The 16907-nt window shown below is 69.7% G+C and carries 12 protein-coding genes; 7 read left to right on the forward strand and 5 right to left on the reverse strand.

Annotation, left to right across the window (positions count from 1 at the left end; translation table 11 throughout):
• Positions 1-70 precede the first annotated feature (70 nt).
• Positions 71-1015, reverse strand: a complete 945-nt coding sequence (locus ACSMXX_RS15240; RefSeq protein ID WP_473184794.1) for a DUF5996 family protein — start codon at positions 1013-1015, stop codon at positions 71-73.
• A 299-nt stretch (positions 1016-1314) separates the two neighbouring features.
• On the opposite strand from ACSMXX_RS15240, the gene ACSMXX_RS15245 reads away from it, so the two are divergent.
• The 3 genes from ACSMXX_RS15245 (at position 1315) to ACSMXX_RS15255 (ending at position 5150) form a co-directional block, all read left to right on the forward strand.
• A complete protein-coding gene (locus tag ACSMXX_RS15245; RefSeq protein WP_473184565.1) occupies positions 1315-2847 on the forward strand; it encodes an MFS transporter in 1533 nt (510 codons plus the stop codon).
• 64 nt (positions 2848-2911) lie between these two features.
• Positions 2912-4030 carry a lipid II:glycine glycyltransferase FemX gene (locus tag ACSMXX_RS15250; RefSeq protein WP_473184566.1) on the forward strand — a complete coding sequence of 373 codons (1119 nt, stop codon included), beginning with the start codon at positions 2912-2914 and terminating at the stop codon, positions 4028-4030.
• Between the two features lie 88 nt (positions 4031-4118).
• Positions 4119-5150, forward strand: coding sequence for an alanine racemase (locus ACSMXX_RS15255; protein ID WP_473184567.1), 1032 nt, complete (start codon positions 4119-4121; stop codon positions 5148-5150).
• A 143-nt stretch (positions 5151-5293) separates the two neighbouring features.
• Here the strand turns inward: ACSMXX_RS15255 and ACSMXX_RS15260 are convergent, their stop codons facing one another.
• Positions 5294-6379, reverse strand: a complete 1086-nt coding sequence (locus ACSMXX_RS15260; RefSeq protein WP_473184568.1) for a DUF2855 family protein — start codon at positions 6377-6379, stop codon at positions 5294-5296.
• A 56-nt stretch (positions 6380-6435) separates the two neighbouring features.
• On the opposite strand from ACSMXX_RS15260, the gene ACSMXX_RS15265 reads away from it, so the two are divergent.
• A complete protein-coding gene (locus tag ACSMXX_RS15265; RefSeq protein ID WP_473184569.1) occupies positions 6436-7068 on the forward strand; it encodes a TetR/AcrR family transcriptional regulator in 633 nt (210 codons plus the stop codon).
• 199 nt (positions 7069-7267) lie between these two features.
• Here the strand turns inward: ACSMXX_RS15265 and ACSMXX_RS15270 are convergent, their stop codons facing one another.
• Positions 7268-8350, reverse strand: a complete 1083-nt coding sequence (locus ACSMXX_RS15270; RefSeq protein ID WP_473184570.1) for an inositol-3-phosphate synthase — start codon at positions 8348-8350, stop codon at positions 7268-7270.
• A gap of 49 nt (positions 8351-8399) precedes the next feature.
• Entirely contained in the window at positions 8400-9092 is a 693-nt protein-coding gene (locus tag ACSMXX_RS15275) for a PadR family transcriptional regulator (protein ID WP_473184571.1), read from the reverse strand.
• 370 nt (positions 9093-9462) lie between these two features.
• On the opposite strand from ACSMXX_RS15275, the gene ACSMXX_RS15280 reads away from it, so the two are divergent.
• From ACSMXX_RS15280 to ACSMXX_RS15290, 3 genes are all read left to right on the forward strand, one after another.
• The gene (locus ACSMXX_RS15280; RefSeq protein ID WP_473184572.1) at positions 9463-12147 is read left to right on the forward strand and encodes a transglycosylase domain-containing protein; all 2685 of its coding nucleotides are present in this window, start codon (positions 9463-9465) and stop codon (positions 12145-12147) included.
• A 101-nt stretch (positions 12148-12248) separates the two neighbouring features.
• A complete protein-coding gene (locus tag ACSMXX_RS15285; RefSeq protein WP_473184573.1) occupies positions 12249-13745 on the forward strand; it encodes a glycosyltransferase family 87 protein in 1497 nt (498 codons plus the stop codon).
• Between the two features lie 210 nt (positions 13746-13955).
• The gene (locus tag ACSMXX_RS15290; RefSeq protein ID WP_473184574.1) at positions 13956-15323 is read left to right on the forward strand and encodes an MFS transporter; all 1368 of its coding nucleotides are present in this window, start codon (positions 13956-13958) and stop codon (positions 15321-15323) included.
• On the opposite strand, the gene ACSMXX_RS15295 is transcribed toward ACSMXX_RS15290, so the two are convergent.
• A complete protein-coding gene (locus ACSMXX_RS15295; protein ID WP_473184575.1) occupies positions 15303-16826 on the reverse strand; it encodes a CCA tRNA nucleotidyltransferase in 1524 nt (507 codons plus the stop codon). The genes ACSMXX_RS15290 and ACSMXX_RS15295 overlap by 21 nt on opposite strands.
• Positions 16827-16907 lie beyond the last annotated feature (81 nt).

Raw genomic sequence — 16907 nt, forward strand, 5'->3', positions numbered from 1 at the left:
CCGTACGTGGCAGGGGCGGCGCGGAGCGGCCGGAGCGGCCAGCCGGGGCAGCGGTCGGCGCTGCCGGCGGTCAACGGTGCTGGGCGACGAGCTGCTGATCCGTGATGCCGTCCGGGCTCGTGAACGCCTCGATGTCCCAGTCGGCCCGGGAGGCCGCCGCCCGGTAGGCGCTCTCGTAGAAGTCGAGCAGGGCCCGGCGCGGGTCGTCGAGGGCGCGCGCGTCGTCGTAACGCAGCAGGGCGAGGTGGCTGCCGTTCTGCGCGACCCAGCGTGCGGCCTCCGGCCTGAGCGGCTCCAGCTCCAGTCCGGCCGGTTCCGGGGCGGCGTAGGAGTAGAAGGCGGGCTCGGCGAAGGAGTCGTCGCCGAACCAGAAGCCGAAGCTGATCACCTCGCGCGAGTACGCCTCGCGGGTCACCGAGTCCACCTGGGGCGGCTGTTCGACGTGCCTGCCGGAGAACCGGGTGTATGCGAGGTCGAACGTGTGCCAGAAGTGGTGCACGGCGCTGCACTTGCCCGAGAAGCGCTGGGCGAACTCCTCGAGCACCAGCGCGACTTGACTGAGGACCTGCCAGTAGCGGTTGGCGTGCTCCGGGTCGTAGGTGGCGTGCTCGGTGTCCTTCGAGAACGGCCTGGAGGAGTCGGGCAGGTCGAAGGGCTCGGGATGCGGGATCTCGGCATGTATGCCGAGGTCGGCGAGCGTCTCCAGGGTGTGCCGGCGGAAGGAGGCCACTGACTGGCCGAGGAGCGGGAAGGAGACGGCTGTCCCGTCGAGTGCCGAGACGATGAGCTGGTGGTCGACGAAGTCGAAGTCGATGGTGAAGACGGGGTTGCCGTCGGCCTGGCCCATGGGGCGTGTGGTGATGCCGCGGCCGGTGAGGTGGAACGGCACGTTCCACCAGTGGTTGCGGCGGCTGCTCGCTGTGAGGCGGATCTTGCCGATGAGCTGTTCGAAGCGGTGCAAGGTCTCCTTGGTGTCCCGCCACTCGCTGAGCGGCAGGGGCGGGAAGAGCTCCATGGCGTCGTCCCCCTTCTTCCTGTTTCCCCGCTGCCTCCCTGCTGTGGTGCCCGGGCAGGGGCCCGGCGGTTCGCCCGGCGGTTCCATGATGACGAGATCGGCGGGGTACGGCATGTGCGCGCCGTTCCGGTCCTCGGCGCCCCGTATGAGGCCCGCGCACGGAGCCCGCGCACGGAGCCCGCGCACGGCGACCCCGTACGGAGCCCGGGCACGGCGGCCGCTGAAGGGCCGGCGCGAACCCGGCCGGAACCCGCGTACGCGCGTTCGCGGCAGTGCCGGTCCCGGCCCCGGGCATCAGGATGGATGCCATGGACGCCAAGGACGCTCCGCGCGCCGGTGAGGTGACCCTGTCCGGGGCCACCGGTCGCCTGGTGCTGTTCGCGACGGTCCTCGGTTCGAGCATGGTGCTGCTGGACGGTACGGCCGTGAACGTGGCACTGCCCCGGATCGGCGCCGATCTGGACTCTGATCTCGCGGGACTGCAGTGGGTGGTGAACGCATACCTGCTGACGCTCGCCGGGCTGATCCTGCTGGGCGGCTCCCTCGGCGACCGGTACGGGCGCCGGCGGATCTTCGTCGTCGGAGTGCTCTGGTTCGCCGTGGCGTCCGCGATGTGCGGGCTCGCTCCGAGTGCGCCGCTGCTGGTCGGCGCCCGGGGCCTGCAGGGAGTGGGCGGTGCGCTGCTGACACCGGGATCGCTCGCGATCATCCAGGCGGTCTTCCGTCCCCAGGACCGGGCGGCGGCCGTTGGAACGTGGGCCGGCCTGGGCGGGGTGGCCGGGGCCGTGGGGCCTCTGCTCGGCGGGTGGCTGGCCGGCGGGCCGGGCTGGCGCTGGGTGTTCCTGATCAACCTTCCGTTCGCCGCGCTCACGGTGCTCGTCGCCGTACGGCACGTGCCGGAGAACCGGGACGAGGCCGCGAGCGGCCGCTTCGACATTCCGGGGGCGGTGCTGGCGGCACTGTCGCTCTGCTCCCTCACATATGCGCTGACCTCTGCCTCGGCACAGCCCTTCGCCGCGCTCGTGACGGGTGCGGCGTCGGTGCTCCTCGGTGCGGCGTTCGTCGTGACGGAGCGGCGCTCGCCGCGCCCGATGGTGCCGCTCGGGCTCTTCAAGGTCCGGCTGTTCTCGTACACGAACGTCGTGACGGTGCTCATCTACGGTGCGCTGGGGGCGGTGTCCTTCTTCCTTGTACTGCAGCTGCAGACCACCGCGGGATTCTCGCCGCTGGTGGCCGGGCTCGCGCTGCTGCCGCTGACGCTGCTGATGCTCGCCTTCTCCAGCCGGGCGGCGCGTCTGGGCCAGCGCATCGGGCCGCACGTGCCGCTGACCGCGGGGCCTGTGCTGGCGGCCGTGGGGGTGCTGCTCATGCTCAGGATCGGTCCCGGCGCGTCGTACTTCGCCGATGTGCTGCCCGCGGGGATCGGGCTCGGCGCAGGCATGACGCTCCTCGTGGCTCCGCTCACGGCGACCGTGCTGGACTCCGTGGACGTGGACAGGGCGGGCACCGCGAGCGGGATCAACAACGCAGCGGCACGTACGGGCGGGCTGGTCTCGGTGGCGGCCATCCCGACGGTCGTCGGCCTCTCCGGCGACGAGTACCGGTCGCCCGCCGACGTCGACGCGGCCTTCCACGGCGCGATGCTGACGTGCGCGGGGCTGCTGGCCGTGGCGGCGGCCACCGCCTGGCTCTTCGTACGTACGACCGCGCCGGCGCCGGAGACGGTGGACGCGGTGTGCAGGTCCTGCTCGCTGTCGGCGCCGGCTCCCGCTGCGGAGCGTGAGAGGCCGCCTCCCGCTGCGGAGCGTGAGAAGCCCGGCGGCGGGACGTGAGCCCCCCATGCGCACAGTAGGCTTCCCGGCGAGTCACCCACCTGCGCCCGGAGGAGCGTCCCGCATGAGCCTGACCCTGAGGACCATCAGCCGTGAGCAGCATCTGGCGTACATCCGCGGCCTGCCTTCGGCCAGTCACTGCCAGGTGCCCGCCTGGGCCGATGTGAAGGGCGAGTGGCGCTCGGAGAACCTGGGCTGGTTCGACAGGGACGGTGAACTCGTCGGTGCGGGTCTGGTGCTCTACCGGCAGCTTCCGAAGGTCAAGCGGTATCTGGCGTATCTGCCGGAGGGGCCGGTCATCGACTGGTTCTCGCCCGGTCTGGAGGACTGGCTGCGGCCGATGCTGGCGCATCTGAAGCAACAGGGCGCCTTCTCGGTGAAGATGGGCCCGCCGGTGGTGATCCGCCGCTGGGACGCTCCCGCGATCAAGCGCGGCATCCAGGACCCGGATGTGAAGCGGCTGCGCGACGTTCAGGCGACGCACATCGAGCCGCACGCCTTCGAAGTCGCGGACAGGCTGCGCCGGATGGGCTGGCAGCAGGGCGAGGACGGCGGCGCCGGCTTCGGCGACGTACAGCCCCGTTACGTGTTCCAAGTGCCGCTGGAGGGACGGTCGCTGGAGGAGGTCCACAAGGGCTTCAACCAGCTGTGGCGGCGCAACATCAAGAAGGCCGACAAGGCGGGCGTCGAGGTCGTACAGGGCGGGCTGCAGGATCTGGACGACTGGCAGCGGCTGTACGAGATCACCGCCGAGCGCGACAAGTTCCGTCCGCGGCCCAGGTCTTACTTCGAACGCATGTGGAAGGTCCTCAACGCCGAGGACCCGAACCGGATGCGGCTGTACTTCGCGGAGCACGAGGGCGAGCGGATCGCTGCCGCCACGATGCTGATCGTGGGCGGCCATGTGTGGTACTCGTACGGAGCGTCGGCCAACCACAAGCGTGAGGTGCGGCCGTCGAACGCGATGCAGTGGCGCATGCTCCAGGATGCGTACGCCCTGGGGGCGAGCGTCTACGACCTTCGCGGCATCAGCGATTCGCTGGACGAGTCCGACCACCTCTTCGGGCTGATCCAGTTCAAGGTGGGCACCGGGGGAGAGGCCGCCGAGTATCTCGGCGAGTGGGACTTCCCGCTCAATAAGCTGCTGCACAAGGCGCTCGACATCTACATGTCGCGACGCTGACGGCGCGGCCCGCCGCGCCGTCAGCGTCCCGGCAGAGGGCACGAAACAGACCTGAGACGAGAGACGGAAGAAAGGTTCCCTACCGGCCATGGCGCTCACCCTCTACGTCGATACCGATCGCTGGCGGGCGCACCAGCAGTCGGTGATCCAGCAGTACCCGGGCCTCGTCCCGGTCTGCAAGGGCAACGGCTACGGCTTCGGCCATGAGCGACTGGCCGACGAAGCCACGCGTTTCGGCAGCGACATCCTCGCTGTCGGCACGACCTACGAGGCCGCCCGCATGAAGGACTTCTTCGGCGGCGACCTGCTCGTGCTCACCCCGTTCCGCAAGGACGAGGAGCCGGTGCCCCTGCCCGACCGCGCGATCCGCTCGGTCTCCTCGGTCGAGGGCGTCGGCCTGATGCGGGGCGCGCGCGTCGTCATCGAGGTCATGAGCAGCATGAAGCGGCACGGGGTCACCGAGGAGGACCTGCCGAAGCTGCACGCCGCGATCGACGAGGTGCGGCTGGAGGGCTTCGCGATCCATCTGCCGCTGGACCGTACGGACGGTTCGGACGCGGTCGAGGAAGTCATCGGCTGGATGGACCGGCTGCGCGCGGCACGGCTGCCGCTGGACACGATGTTCGTCTCCCACCTCGGCCCCGAGGAGTTCGCCCGGCTCCAACAGCAGTTCCCCCGCACGAACTTCAGGGCGCGCATCGGTACGCGGCTGTGGCTGGGCGACCACACGGCCACCGAGTACCGGGGCTCGATCCTGGACGTGACGAAGGTGGTCAAGGGCGACCGCTTCGGCTACCGGCAGCAGAAGGCGCCGGGCGACGGATGGCTCGTGGTCGTCGCCGGCGGCACGTCGCACGGCGTGGGGCTGGAGTCGCCGAAGGCGCTGCAGGGGATGACGTCCCGTGCGAAGGGGGTTGCGCGTGCGGGGCTGGCGACGGTGAACCGGAACCTCTCGCCGTTCCTGTGGGGCGGCAAGCAGCGGTGGTTCGCCGAGCCGCCGCACATGCAGATGTCGATCCTGTTCGTGCCGGCGGAAGCGGCAGAGCCGAAGGTGGGCGAGGAACTGGCGGCCCAGCTGCGGCACACGACGACGATGGTGGACCGCACGGTCGACCGCTGACCCGGCCGGGCTGACGGCTGTCAGCCGTCAGCCGTCAGCACCCGTACGCATGGCGGGCGTTCGCCCCGACGACCCGCCCCACGCGCGGTGGCTGCCGCCACGGAGCTCCGAGTCGGTCACTGCGGAGGACCTGTCGGTCGTCGTCAGAGGACGACGACATGACCGGTGCGCGGGGCGGTCTGTCCGGACTGGACCTCGTGCCAGACCTTCTCCAGGGCCGAAGGGCCGTGGCTGTGAACGACGTCGACCCACTGTTCGACGACAGGGGCGAATCTCCGCCAGGCGTCGGCGAAGCGGCGGTTCAGCCCTTCGCGTCCCCAGTCGGCGACGCGCTTGCGCATCTGGTCGGGTGCGAAGAACATGCCCGGTCCGGTGTCGGCCAGGGTGCCGGCGGGGCCGGGCTGCTGGTTGGTGACGCCGACCACCACGTGGTGCACCAGGGCATCGCCGAGGTGGGTGCGCAGTGTGGCGGTCAGGCCTTCGTCGCCGGCGAAGTCGGCGTATACGGCGGGCTGCGAGGGGGAGAGCCGGGGGACGTCCTCGTAGGCGAGCACTTGGTCGTAGCAGCCGAGGCTCTCGGTGAAGTCCACATTGCGCCGCGACGTCAGGCCCACCACCTCGCATCCCTGCCCCTGGAGCAGGAATGCCGCGCCATAGGCGGTCTTGCTCGACGCGGACGACAGGACGACGGTGCGGGCACCCAGCCATGTGTTGTCGACTAGCCAGTCCGCCAGCATGAAGGAGGTCCAGAACAGCGGGCGGTAGAGGATCTGCAGGTCTTCGCGGTCGGCTTCGTACGCGAGGTCGCCTGTGGTGAGCGTGTAGGCGTTGTAGGGCGTCGGCAGCGTCGCGCGGTGAGGGCTTGCATCCCGGAAGCCGCGCTCGTCCACCCGGCCCGGGCGCACCAACAGGTGGCTCCCCGATGGCAGGTAGCCGTAGAAGCGGCTCCCGGGCTCGATGCCGTCGACCCCGGAGGCGACGACCCTTGCGAAGCCCCAGAGGGGAACGATGCCCCAGCCTGCACGGGTCGGGAAGAACTCCCAATAGCGGAAGGAGTCCCCGAGCGCTGCGTAGGTGACGTTGTTGGCGGTGAGGCCGACCCGGTCGACCCGCAGCAGCGCCTCACCGTCCCGCACCTCCGGGACCGGCGCCGCGGTCAACTCCGCGGTCGAGAGGTCAGTGCGTCCGACGACCAGGTTCCAGCCGTCCGGTATGGCAGTGGCGTCCATGGACGGGGAACTTACTTGAATCCGGATTCGGATTCAATGGTGACTAGTATGCGGGCATGCAGCCTGCCGAGCCCGTCCCGCCCGACGCCTCAGCCCCCCGGCGCACCGCGCGTGGGATCCGCACCCGAGACACCCTGGTCGAGGGCGCTCGGCGGATCTTTGAACGAGACGGCTACCTGGACTCCCGGATCGTCGACATAGCGGCCGAGGCGGGCGTCGCCACCGGCAGCTTCTACACCCACTTCGCCTCCAAGGACGATGTCTTCGCCGCCGTCCTCGCGGAACTGCAGGACGAGATGCTGCACCCGGGAGTCAGCGACGGCGGCGGCACCGAGCTGCGGCCTGGTGTCGAAGCAGCCAACCGGGCCTATCTGGAGTCCTACCGCCGCAACGCGGCACTGATGGCCGCCATGGAACAGGCCGCCGCCGTGAACCGCCGGTTTCTGCGGCTGCGGCTTCAGCGGTCGCAGGCGTTCATCGACCGCAGCGCCGCAGCGATCACGCGGCTCCAGGCGGCGGGGCTCGCCGATCCGGAGCTCGACCCGGCGGTCACCGCCCGGGCGCTCAGCGCGATGGTCAGCCGTCTCGCGTACGTGACATTCGCCGCCGATCAGCCTCTGCCCTTCGAGACCGTGGTCGAGACCCTCACCCGGCTATGGATGAACGCGCTGCGCATGCCCCAGGCGTGACCCCCAACAGGACGTCTGCGGCGTGGGCAAGGGCCGGGAACCAGCGGAAACGATCTCTGAGCGAGCCGCGTCGCACGTGGTCGGCGCATTTCTTCCGTTCCCCACCCACCACCAGCCGGGCGCGACCCCTCCCCGCCGCAACGGTGAGAACCGCCCCGGTGCCCCAGAGGGCACCGGGGGCACCCGGCGAGGCCCGCCGCTAGCGCTCCGTCTTGCCGTCGATGAACGCCTGCACGAGCTCCCGCGCCTCGTCGTCGTAGTACTGCACGGGCGGCGACTTCATGAAGTACGAGGAGGCCGAGAGGATCGGCCCGCCGATGCCCCGGTCCATCGCGATCTTCGCGGCGCGCAGCGCGTCGATGATGACGCCGGCGGAGTTGGGCGAGTCCCAGACCTCCAGCTTGTACTCGAGGTTGAGCGGTACGTCGCCGAACGCGCGCCCCTCCAGCCGCACATAGGCCCACTTGCGGTCGTCGAGCCAGGCGACGTAGTCGGACGGGCCGATGTGCACGTTGTCGGCGCCCAGTTCGCGGTCGCGGATCTGGGAGGTGACGGCCTGCGTCTTGGAGATCTTCTTCGACTCCAGGCGTTCGCGCTCCAGCATGTTCTTGAAGTCCATGTTGCCGCCGACGTTCAGCTGCATGGTGCGGTCGAGGATGACGCCGCGGTCCTCGAAGAGCCTGGCCATCACGCGGTGCGTGATCGTGGCGCCCACCTGGGACTTGATGTCGTCGCCGACGACCGGCACGCCGGCCTCGGTGAACTTGTCCGCCCACTCCTTCGTACCGGCGATGAAGACGGGCAGCGCGTTGACGAAGGCGACGCCCGCGTCGACCGCGCACTGGGCGTAGAACTCGACGGCCTCCTGGGAGCCCACGGGCAGATAGCAGACCAGGACGTCGGCCTGGGCGTCCCGCAGGGCGCGTACGACGTCGACGGGCGCGGCGTCGGACTCCTCGATGGTCTCCCGGTAGTACCTGCCGAGCCCGTCGAGCGTGTGCCCGCGCTGCACGCTCACGCCCGAGGGCGGCACGTCGCAGATGCTGATGGTGTTGTTCTCGCTCGCGCCGATGGCGTCCGCAAGGTCGAGGCCGACCTTCTTGCCGTCGACGTCGAAGGCGGCCACGAACTCCACGTCACGCACGTGGTATTCGCCGAACTGGACGTGCATCAGGCCCGGCACCTTGCTGCCCGGGTCGGCGTCCTTGTAGTACTCGACGCCCTGCACGAGCGAGGCGGCGCAGTTGCCCACGCCTGCGATGGCTACACGAACCGAACCCATTCCGGTTGCTCCCTGTTTCTGGTCGGTGAGGCCGCGTTCGTACGGGGCCTCATGCGGTGTCCTCGGACGGATCCGGCGGGGTGCCACCCCTGTGCCGGGGCCGGCCTCCCGCGTCTCCTGGCCGGCGCGGCGGAGGCCCGGGGTCGTCGCCCGCCTCCCGGTCGCGCCCGGTCCGCTCGGTCTCGATGAGTTCGGTGAGCCAGCGGACTTCGCGCTCTACGGATTCCATTCCGTGGCGCTGCAGTTCGAGGGTGTAGTCGTCAAGCCGTTCGCGTGTACGGGCGAGGGAGGCGCGCATCTTCGCGAGCCGCTCCTCCAGGCGGCTGCGGCGTCCCTCGAGCACGCGCATCCGCACGTCCCGCGAGGTCTGCCCGAAAAAGGCGAAACGGACACCGAAGTGTTCGTCTTCCCACGCGTCCGGTCCGGTGTGTGAAAGAAGCTCCTCGAAATGTTCTTTTCCGGCCGCCGTGAGCTTGTAGACGATTTTTGCCCGGCGTCCGGTCAGCGAGGCCTGCCGGTCCTGGTGCTCGCTCTCCGGGGGCGGGGCGGCCGTCTCGTGCTCCTCGGTCAACCACCCGCGCTCCACAAGGGTCTTGAGGCATGGGTAGAGCGACCCGTAACTGAAGGCGCGGAAGACTCCCAGCGAGGTGTTGAGCCGTTTTCGCAGCTCATAACCGTGCATGGGCGATTCGCGGAGCAGGCCGAGTACGGCGAACTCAAGGATCCCCGAGCGCCGGCTCATTCCGCACCGCCCCTCTCGACTCCCCGCCCCGGTTTCGTACTTGTGTCGTGCCGATGTATCGGCGCGATACATCAGAACGATAGAACGAGGTTCACGGAGCGACAAGTGCGCGGTGGGTGAAGGGACTCACATCTCTTATTAGTTGGAGGCAACTTGCCTCGATTGAGATGAATGCCCGACGACGGGTGTTTTGGATCTGCGTAGTCTGTGCGCGTGCAGACCACCACCGGGAACCAGACGACGCCCGCGCGCGTCATCGTCCTGGGTGCAGTGCGACCGGCAGACCGAGCGTCCGCAGGCCGCGCTCGGGGGGACCAGACGTCAACTGCCACCTTCAGGCGCGAGCGCCTGCCCGAGGAGTAGCTGTTCCATGAGCGAGCACCGTCGAAAGCCGCCACAGGGGCGCGGCCGGCGCGCAGCGCAGCCGCAGCCGTCGTCCGGCACCGGCCGCCGTTCCGCCCCGCCGCCCAGGGGGGGCGCTTCAAGCTCGTACGGCGGGCGCGCCGACGCCCGGAGAGCGGCACCGCGCGGAGGCGGCAGCGGCGGACGCCGCCGGGCAGCCGGCGCGGGCGCCGCAGCCGGAGCCGGGATGGCCGCCGGCGGCCTGGGCGGCGGCGGCCGGCGCGCGGGCGGCGCCGGAGGGCCGTACGGCAGGGGCGGCGGGCGCTTCCAGCCGCCTCCCAGAAAGAGGTTCATCGACTACCCGCGCTGGAACAAGACCGGGGTGCGCCGCTGGGTCCCGTCGTGGAAGCTCGTCGCCGGCTCCTTCGCCGGCTTCCTCGGGCTGATCATCGGGCTCTCCGGCATCGCGCTGGCGATGGTGGGGGTCCCCAACGAGATCGAGGCGACCCAGCAGCAGAAGAACGTCTACTACTGGGCCAACGGCAAGCAGATGGTCGTCGCAGGCGGCGGTGACCAGAACCGGCAGATCGTGCCGCTCGCCCAGATCCCCAAGTCGATGCAGAACGCCGTCATCGCGGCGGAGAACGAGTCGTTCTACGAGGACCCGGGCGTCGACCCCGTCGGCATCGTGCGCGCGGTGGGGCGGATGGCGCTCGGCGGTGACACCCAGTCCGGCTCGACGATCACCCAGCAGTACGTGAAGAACACCTACCTCGACCAGTCGCAGACCATCACGCGCAAGGTCAAGGAACTGTTCATCTCCATCAAGGTCGGTGCGACGGAGAAGAAGCAGAAGATCCTCCAGGGCTACCTGAACACCGGCTACTACGGGCGCGGCGCGTACGGCATCCAGGCCGCGGCCCAGGCGTACTACCGCAAGGACGCCAAGGACCTCACCGCGAGCGAGTCCGCGTTCCTCTCCGCGACGCTCAACGGCCCGAACCTGTACGACCCTGCGGGCGGCATCGGTTCGGCGGCCACGAAGGAGAAGAACCTCGAGCGCGCCCAGGACCGTTGGAGCTGGACGCTCGACCGTGAAGTGAAGACGGGCCGGCTGTCCAAGGAGAAGCGCGCCGAGTACACGAAGTTCCCGATGCCCAAGGAGCCGAAGAAGTCGACCGAACTCAAGGGCCAGAAGGGCTACATGGTCGACGTCGTCAACAACTACATCACGGCCAACAGCGACATCTCCGACCGCGAGCTCAAGCAGGGCGGCCTGCGCATCCACACCACCTTCGACAAGAAGAAGATGGCTGAGATGGCCGCCGCGGTGAAGAAGGTGCGCGAGGCGAACATCGACCCCAAGGAGCGCGAGGTCGACAAGTACGTGCAGTTCGGCGGCGCTTCGGTGAAGCCGAACGACGGCGCGATCGTCGCGATGTACGGCGGCGCGGACGCCACCACGCACTTCCGGAACAACGCCGACTACACCGGTGTCCAGGTCGGTTCCACGTTCAAGCCGTTCGTTCTCGCCTCTGCGATGCGCGACGGCGTACGCAACCCGAGCGGCCCGGAGGTCCAGGACACCGAGGCGCGCAAGCAGGTGTCGCCCAACAAGACCTTCTACAACGGCGACAACAAGATCAAGCTGCGCAACTACGACCGCACCATCTGGCAGAACGAGGAAGGCAAGGAGTGGCGTCAGCGCAACGACGGCAACCAGAGCATGGGCCGGATCAACCTGCGTGAGGCCATGAAGGAATCGGTCAACACGCCCTTCATCCAGCTCGGCATGGATGTCGGTGTCGACAAGGTCAAGAAGGCCGCCATCGACGCGGGCCTCAATGAGGACAGTCTCGCCCGCACCACGCCGACCTTCTCGCTGGGCACCTCCGCCCCGAGCGCGATCCGCATGGCCAACGCATACGGAACCTTCGCCAGCAGCGGCATGAGGTCCGAGCCGTACTCCGTCAAGCGGGTCGAGAAGGACGGCGAGGACGTCTACACGCACCAGAAGCAGGTCAAGAGCGCCTTCGAGGCCCGCGTCGCCGACAACGTCACCAACATGCTGGAGACGGTCGTCCAGGACGGCACCGGCAAGGCGGCGCAGGGACTGGGCCGCCCCGCGGCGGGCAAGACCGGCACGACGGACGACAACAAGTCGGCCTGGTTCTCCGGCTACACGCCGCAGCTGTCGACGTCGATCGGCATGTGGCGCGTCAACGACAAGGCCAAGGTGCAGAAGTTCCAGAAGATGTACGGCGTGGGCGGCCAGGAGTCCATCCACGGTGCGTCCTTCCCCGCGGAGATCTGGACGAAGTACATGACGGGCGCCCTGGCCGGCACGGCCGCCAAGCCCTTCCCGACCCCGGAACCGATCGGCGAGCCGGTCTTCGGTGTCGGCGCCAGCCCGTCCCCGACACCGAGCCCGAGCGACACTCCCTCGCAGGACCCGTCGCAGAACCCGTCGCAGTCTCCGTCGCAGTCGCCGTCGCCCTCGGGCACGTGTGACAACCCGTTCGTCTGCAACGACCAGGGCCAGACCGCCGGCAACGACCAGGGCCAGGACGGCGGTACCGATCAGGGCCAGGTCAACGGCGGGAACACCGGTGGGGACACCGGCGGTGACACCGGCGGTGACGCCGGAGGAAACACCGGCGGGGACCAAGGCGGCCTGTTCGGCGGGCCGACCGGAAGCCGCGAAAGGGACTAGCCGGACCAGCCGGAAGCCTCACCTCGGCACCTCGCAGCCCCGTCACGGGTCACACCGTGACGGGGCTGCTGGCGTCCGGGCCCGTACGGCAGGATGTGCCCATGACGCCTGCCCACCTCCAGGACCTCCCCGACCGGAACAGCGCCCTCGTGCATCCGACGGAGCAGGACGAGGTCGCCGCAGCCGGCAGCGAACTGATCGGAGGGCCGGTGGGCCGCCGGGCCGCAACGGGAGCGGGCGGCTGGTGGACTCCGGTGCGGGTGGTGGCACTGCTGGGTCTGGGCATGTTCGTGCTGGGCATGGTGCAGAAGGCGCCCTGCTTCAACGGTGCCTGGTTCTCCGGCCAGACCAGCCAATACGTACACGCGTGCTATTCCGACATCCCGCATCTCTTCGCCGGGCGGGGCTTCGCCGACGGCCTCGTCCCGTACTTCGACCGCATCCCCGACCGCATCTCGGGCGGCATGACCTACCTCGAATACCCGGTGCTGACGGGCGTGTTCATGGAGGTCGCGTCCTGGATGACGCCCGGCGACGGCCTCCAGCAGCGCGAGCAGCTCTACTGGATGGTCAACTCCGGCATGCTGATGGTCTGCGCTGCCGTCCTCCTCGTCTGCGTCGCCCGCACCCACCGCAACCGCCCCTGGGACGGCCTGTTCGTCGCTCTCGCGCCCGCTCTCGCGCTGACGGCCACCATCAACTGGGACCTGCTGGCGGTCGCGCTCACGGCTGCGGCAATGCTGATGTGGTCCCGCAGCCGCCCCCTCGCCGCGGGTGTGCTCATCGGGCTGGCCACGGCCGCCAAGCTGTACCCGGTGCTGCTGCTGGGTCCGCTGCTGCTGCTGTGCTGGCGCGCGGGGCGCCTGCGCCCGTACGGGACGGCGCTGGGCGGCGCGGCCGTCTCCTGGCTGTGCGTCAACCTCCCCGTGATGCTCCTCGCGCCCCAGGGCTGGTCGCAGTTCTACAGCTTCAGCGAGGAGCGGCCCGTCGACTTCGGGTCGATCTGGCTGATCATCTCCCAGCGGACCGGCGATCCCCTGCCGGACGCCAACATGTACGCGACGGCGCTGATGGCGCTCGGCTGCGCGGGCATCGCCGTGCTCGCGCTGCGTGCGCCGCGCCGGCCACGCCTGGCGCCGCTGGTGCTGCTGGTGGTGGCGCTCTTCATCCTGACCAACAAGGTCTACTCGCCGCAGTACGTCCTGTGGCTCATCCCGCTCGTGGCGCTCGCCCGCCCCAAGTGGCGGGACGTCCTGATCTGGCAGTCGTGCGAGGTCGTCTACTTCCTGGGCATCTGGCTCTACCTCGCGTACACGGGCAGCGGGGACAAGCACCAGGGCCTCCCGACCGAGGGTTACCAGCTGGTAATCGCCATCCATCTGCTCGGCACGCTCTACCTGTGCGCCGTGGTGGTACGGGATGCGCTGATGCCGGAGCGGGACGTCGTCCGCCGGAGCGGGTCCGACGACCCCGGGGGCGGTGTACTGGACCGGGCACCGGACGTCTTCACGCTGGGTGCCGCAAGGCGGAGGGCCGCACACGCGAGCCCCGCGCCGTTCGGCGAGACACCGGTGCACTGGGGCACCGAGGCCCGCTAGCCACGGAAGGCCGACGGGCCGCGGAACGAGGGGTTGGGGCGAGGGGCCAGGCTCACGAGCACACGGGCCCATCGGCCTCACGGTTCTTCCGGCTCCTTGTTTCACGTGAAACGCCAAGGCCTGGCTGGCACCTCGGGTCCCCGCCCGTTCGCCGTCGCCCCTCCCGTCGCCGAGGCGCGCACCCCTCCCCGCGTGTGTGAAGCTGGGGCCATGAGTGTCGTCGGAGATCTCCGCACCCTGATGCGCTTCCCCGACTTCCGGCGACTCCTGGCGGTGCGTCTGCTCTCCCAACTCGCCGACGGCATCTATCAGGTAGCACTCGCGGCCTATGTCGTCTTCTCCCCCGAGAACGAGACCTCGCCGGCGGCCATCGCCTCGGCGATGGCCGTACTGCTGCTCCCGTACTCACTCCTCGGACCCTTCGCGGGCGTGCTGCTGGACCGTTGGCGCAGACGGCAGGTCCTTCTCTACGGGAACCTCCTTCGCGCGGTGCTCGCCGCCGGCACAGCGGCCCTGGTACTGGGCGCCGTTCCCGCGTGGCTGTTCTATCTCTCGGCCCTCTCGGTCACCGCGGTGAACCGCTTCATCCTCGCGGGGCTGTCGGCCGCTCTGCCGCGCGTCGTGGACGACCCCCGTCTCGTCATGGCCAACTCCCTCTCCCCGACTGCCGGAACGCTCGCCGCAACGGCCGGCGGCGGCATCGCCTTCGCCATCCGGCTCGCCTTCCCCGACGGCGGGCGCGGAGCCAATGCGTGGGTGGTGCTGGCCGGGGCCGTGGTCTACCTGCTCGCCGGTGCCGCCGCCCTGCGCATGGGACGGGACCGGCTCGGACCCGACCCCGGCGCCGCGCGCGTACAGCTGCGGCTGCTGACGACGCTGGCGACCACCACGCGTGGCCTGGCCGACGGCCTGCGGCACCTCCGCCAACGGCACGTAGCCGCATACGCGCTCGCCGCGATGACCCTGATGCGATTCTGCTACGGCGCTCTGACGGTGATGGTGCTGATGCTCTGCCGCTACGCCTGGGGCACCGACGGAAGAGTGGGAGACGCGGTCGAAGCCGTGGACGTGGGTGCCGGTCTGAAGCTGCTCGGGCTGGCGGTGGCGGCGTCCGGGCTCGGCTACTTCGCGGCGGCCGTCATCACTCCCTGGGGAGTGGGACGAGCGGGCCGCTTCGGGTGGCTCGCACTGTGCGCGGCGGGGGCGGCCGTCCTGGAGCCACCGCTCGGGCTGAGTTTCGCGCCGCTGCCGATCCTGCTCGCCGCGTTCGTGCTCGGACTCGTCACACAGGGGTCGAAGATCACCGCTGACACCGCCGTGCAGTCGACGGTGGACGACGCCTACCGGGGCCGGGTGTTCTCCCTCTACGACATGCTCTTCAACGTCGCCTTCGTGGGTGCCGCCGGAGTGGCGGCGCTGATACTCCCGCCGGACGGGCGCTCGGTCGCGCTCGTCCTCGGGGTCGCCGTGGTGTACGCGGGAGTCGCCTGGCTGATGTTTCACGTGAAACGCACGCAGTCGGGCCGGAGCGAGCTCTCGTCAACGGCGCCGCCCTCCTCACCGCCGGGTGCGCTCTGACCCCGGCTCGGGGCCCTGCGCGGCCCACCATTCCTTGAGGGCGGCGACCGCGTCGTCGCGGTCCATCGGGCCGTTCTCCAGCCGGAGTTCCAGCAGGTGCCTGTACGCCTTGCCCACCACCGGTCCGGGCTTCACGCCGAGGATGGTCATGATCTCGTTGCCGTCGAGGTCCGGGCGGATGGCATCCAGTTCCTCCTGCTCCTGAAGCCGGGCGATCCGCTCCTCCAGGCCGTCGTACGCCCGCGAGAGCGCACTCGCCTTGCGCTTGTTGCGCGTCGTGCAGTCCGCACGCGTGAGCTTGTGGAGCCGGGGCAGCAGCGGTCCCGCGTCCCGCACGTACCGGCGTACCGCGGAATCGGTCCACTCGCCGGTGCCGTAACCGTGGAAGCGCAGATGCAGCTCCACCAGCCGGGAGACGTCCTTCACCAGCTCGTTGGAGTACTTGAGCACGGTCATGCGCTTCTTCGTCATCTTCGCGCCCACCACCTCGTGGTGATGGAAGGAGACCCGCCCGTCGGGTTCGAACCGCCGCGTCCTCGGCTTGCCGATGTCGTGCAGCAGAGCGGCCAGCCGCAGCGTCAGATCGGGGCCGTTCTCCTCGAGGTCGATGGCCTGCTGCAGGACGGTCAGCGAGTGCTCGTAGACGTCCTTGTGGCGGTGGTGCTCGTCCCGCTCCAGCCTCAGCGCGGGAATCTCGGGCAGCACCTGCTCGGCGAGCCCGGTCTCGGCGAGCAGCCTGATGCCCTTCACCGGCCGGGGGGAGAGCAGCAGCTTGTTCAACTCGTCCCGTACGCGCTCCGCGGAGACGATCCCGAGCCGGCCTGCCATCGCCTTCATCGCCGCGAGCACGTCGTCGGCCACGGAGAAGTCGAGCTGAGCCGCGAAGCGCGCCGCCCGCATCATCCGCAGCGGATCGTCGGAGAACGAAGTCTCCGGGGCCCCGGGAGTGCGGAGGATGCGGCGGGCCAGATCCTCCAGGCCGCCGTGCGGATCGATGAAGTGTTTCTCCGGCAGCGCCACCGCCATGGCGTTCACCGTGAAATCACGGCGGACGAGGTCCTCCTCGACGGAGTCTCCGTAGGACACCTCCGGCTTGCGCGAAGTGCGGTCGTAGGCCTCGGACCGGTAGGTGGTGACCTCCACCTGGAAGGTGCGCGTCTCTCCCCCGTCGTCGGCCTTCTTCTGGCAGCCCACCGTTCCGAAGGCGATACCCACCTCCCAGACGGCGTCAGCCCAGGGCCGGACGATCCGCAGCACGTCCTCGGGGTGTGCGTCGGTGGTGAAATCCAGATCGTTGCCGAGCCGTCCCAGAAGCGCGTCCCGTACCGAACCGCCGACCAGTGCCAGCCGGAATCCGGCGTCCTGGAAGCGCCGGGCCAGATCGTCGGCGACGGGGGAGACCCGCAGCAGCTCGCTCACCGCTCGGCGCTGCGCCGCGTTGAGCTGCTCCTTGGCGGGAGGGGCGGGCGGCGTCTGCTGGATGTCATCATTGGCGTTCGGCACGACAGCACAGGGTACGTTGCCACCCCCAAGCCCTGCCCTGCGCCTGGTCCCAACGCCGGGCGATCATGTGACGCACACCGC

The sequence above is a fragment of the Streptomyces sp. DSM 116795 genome (genome assembly GCF_055792905.1).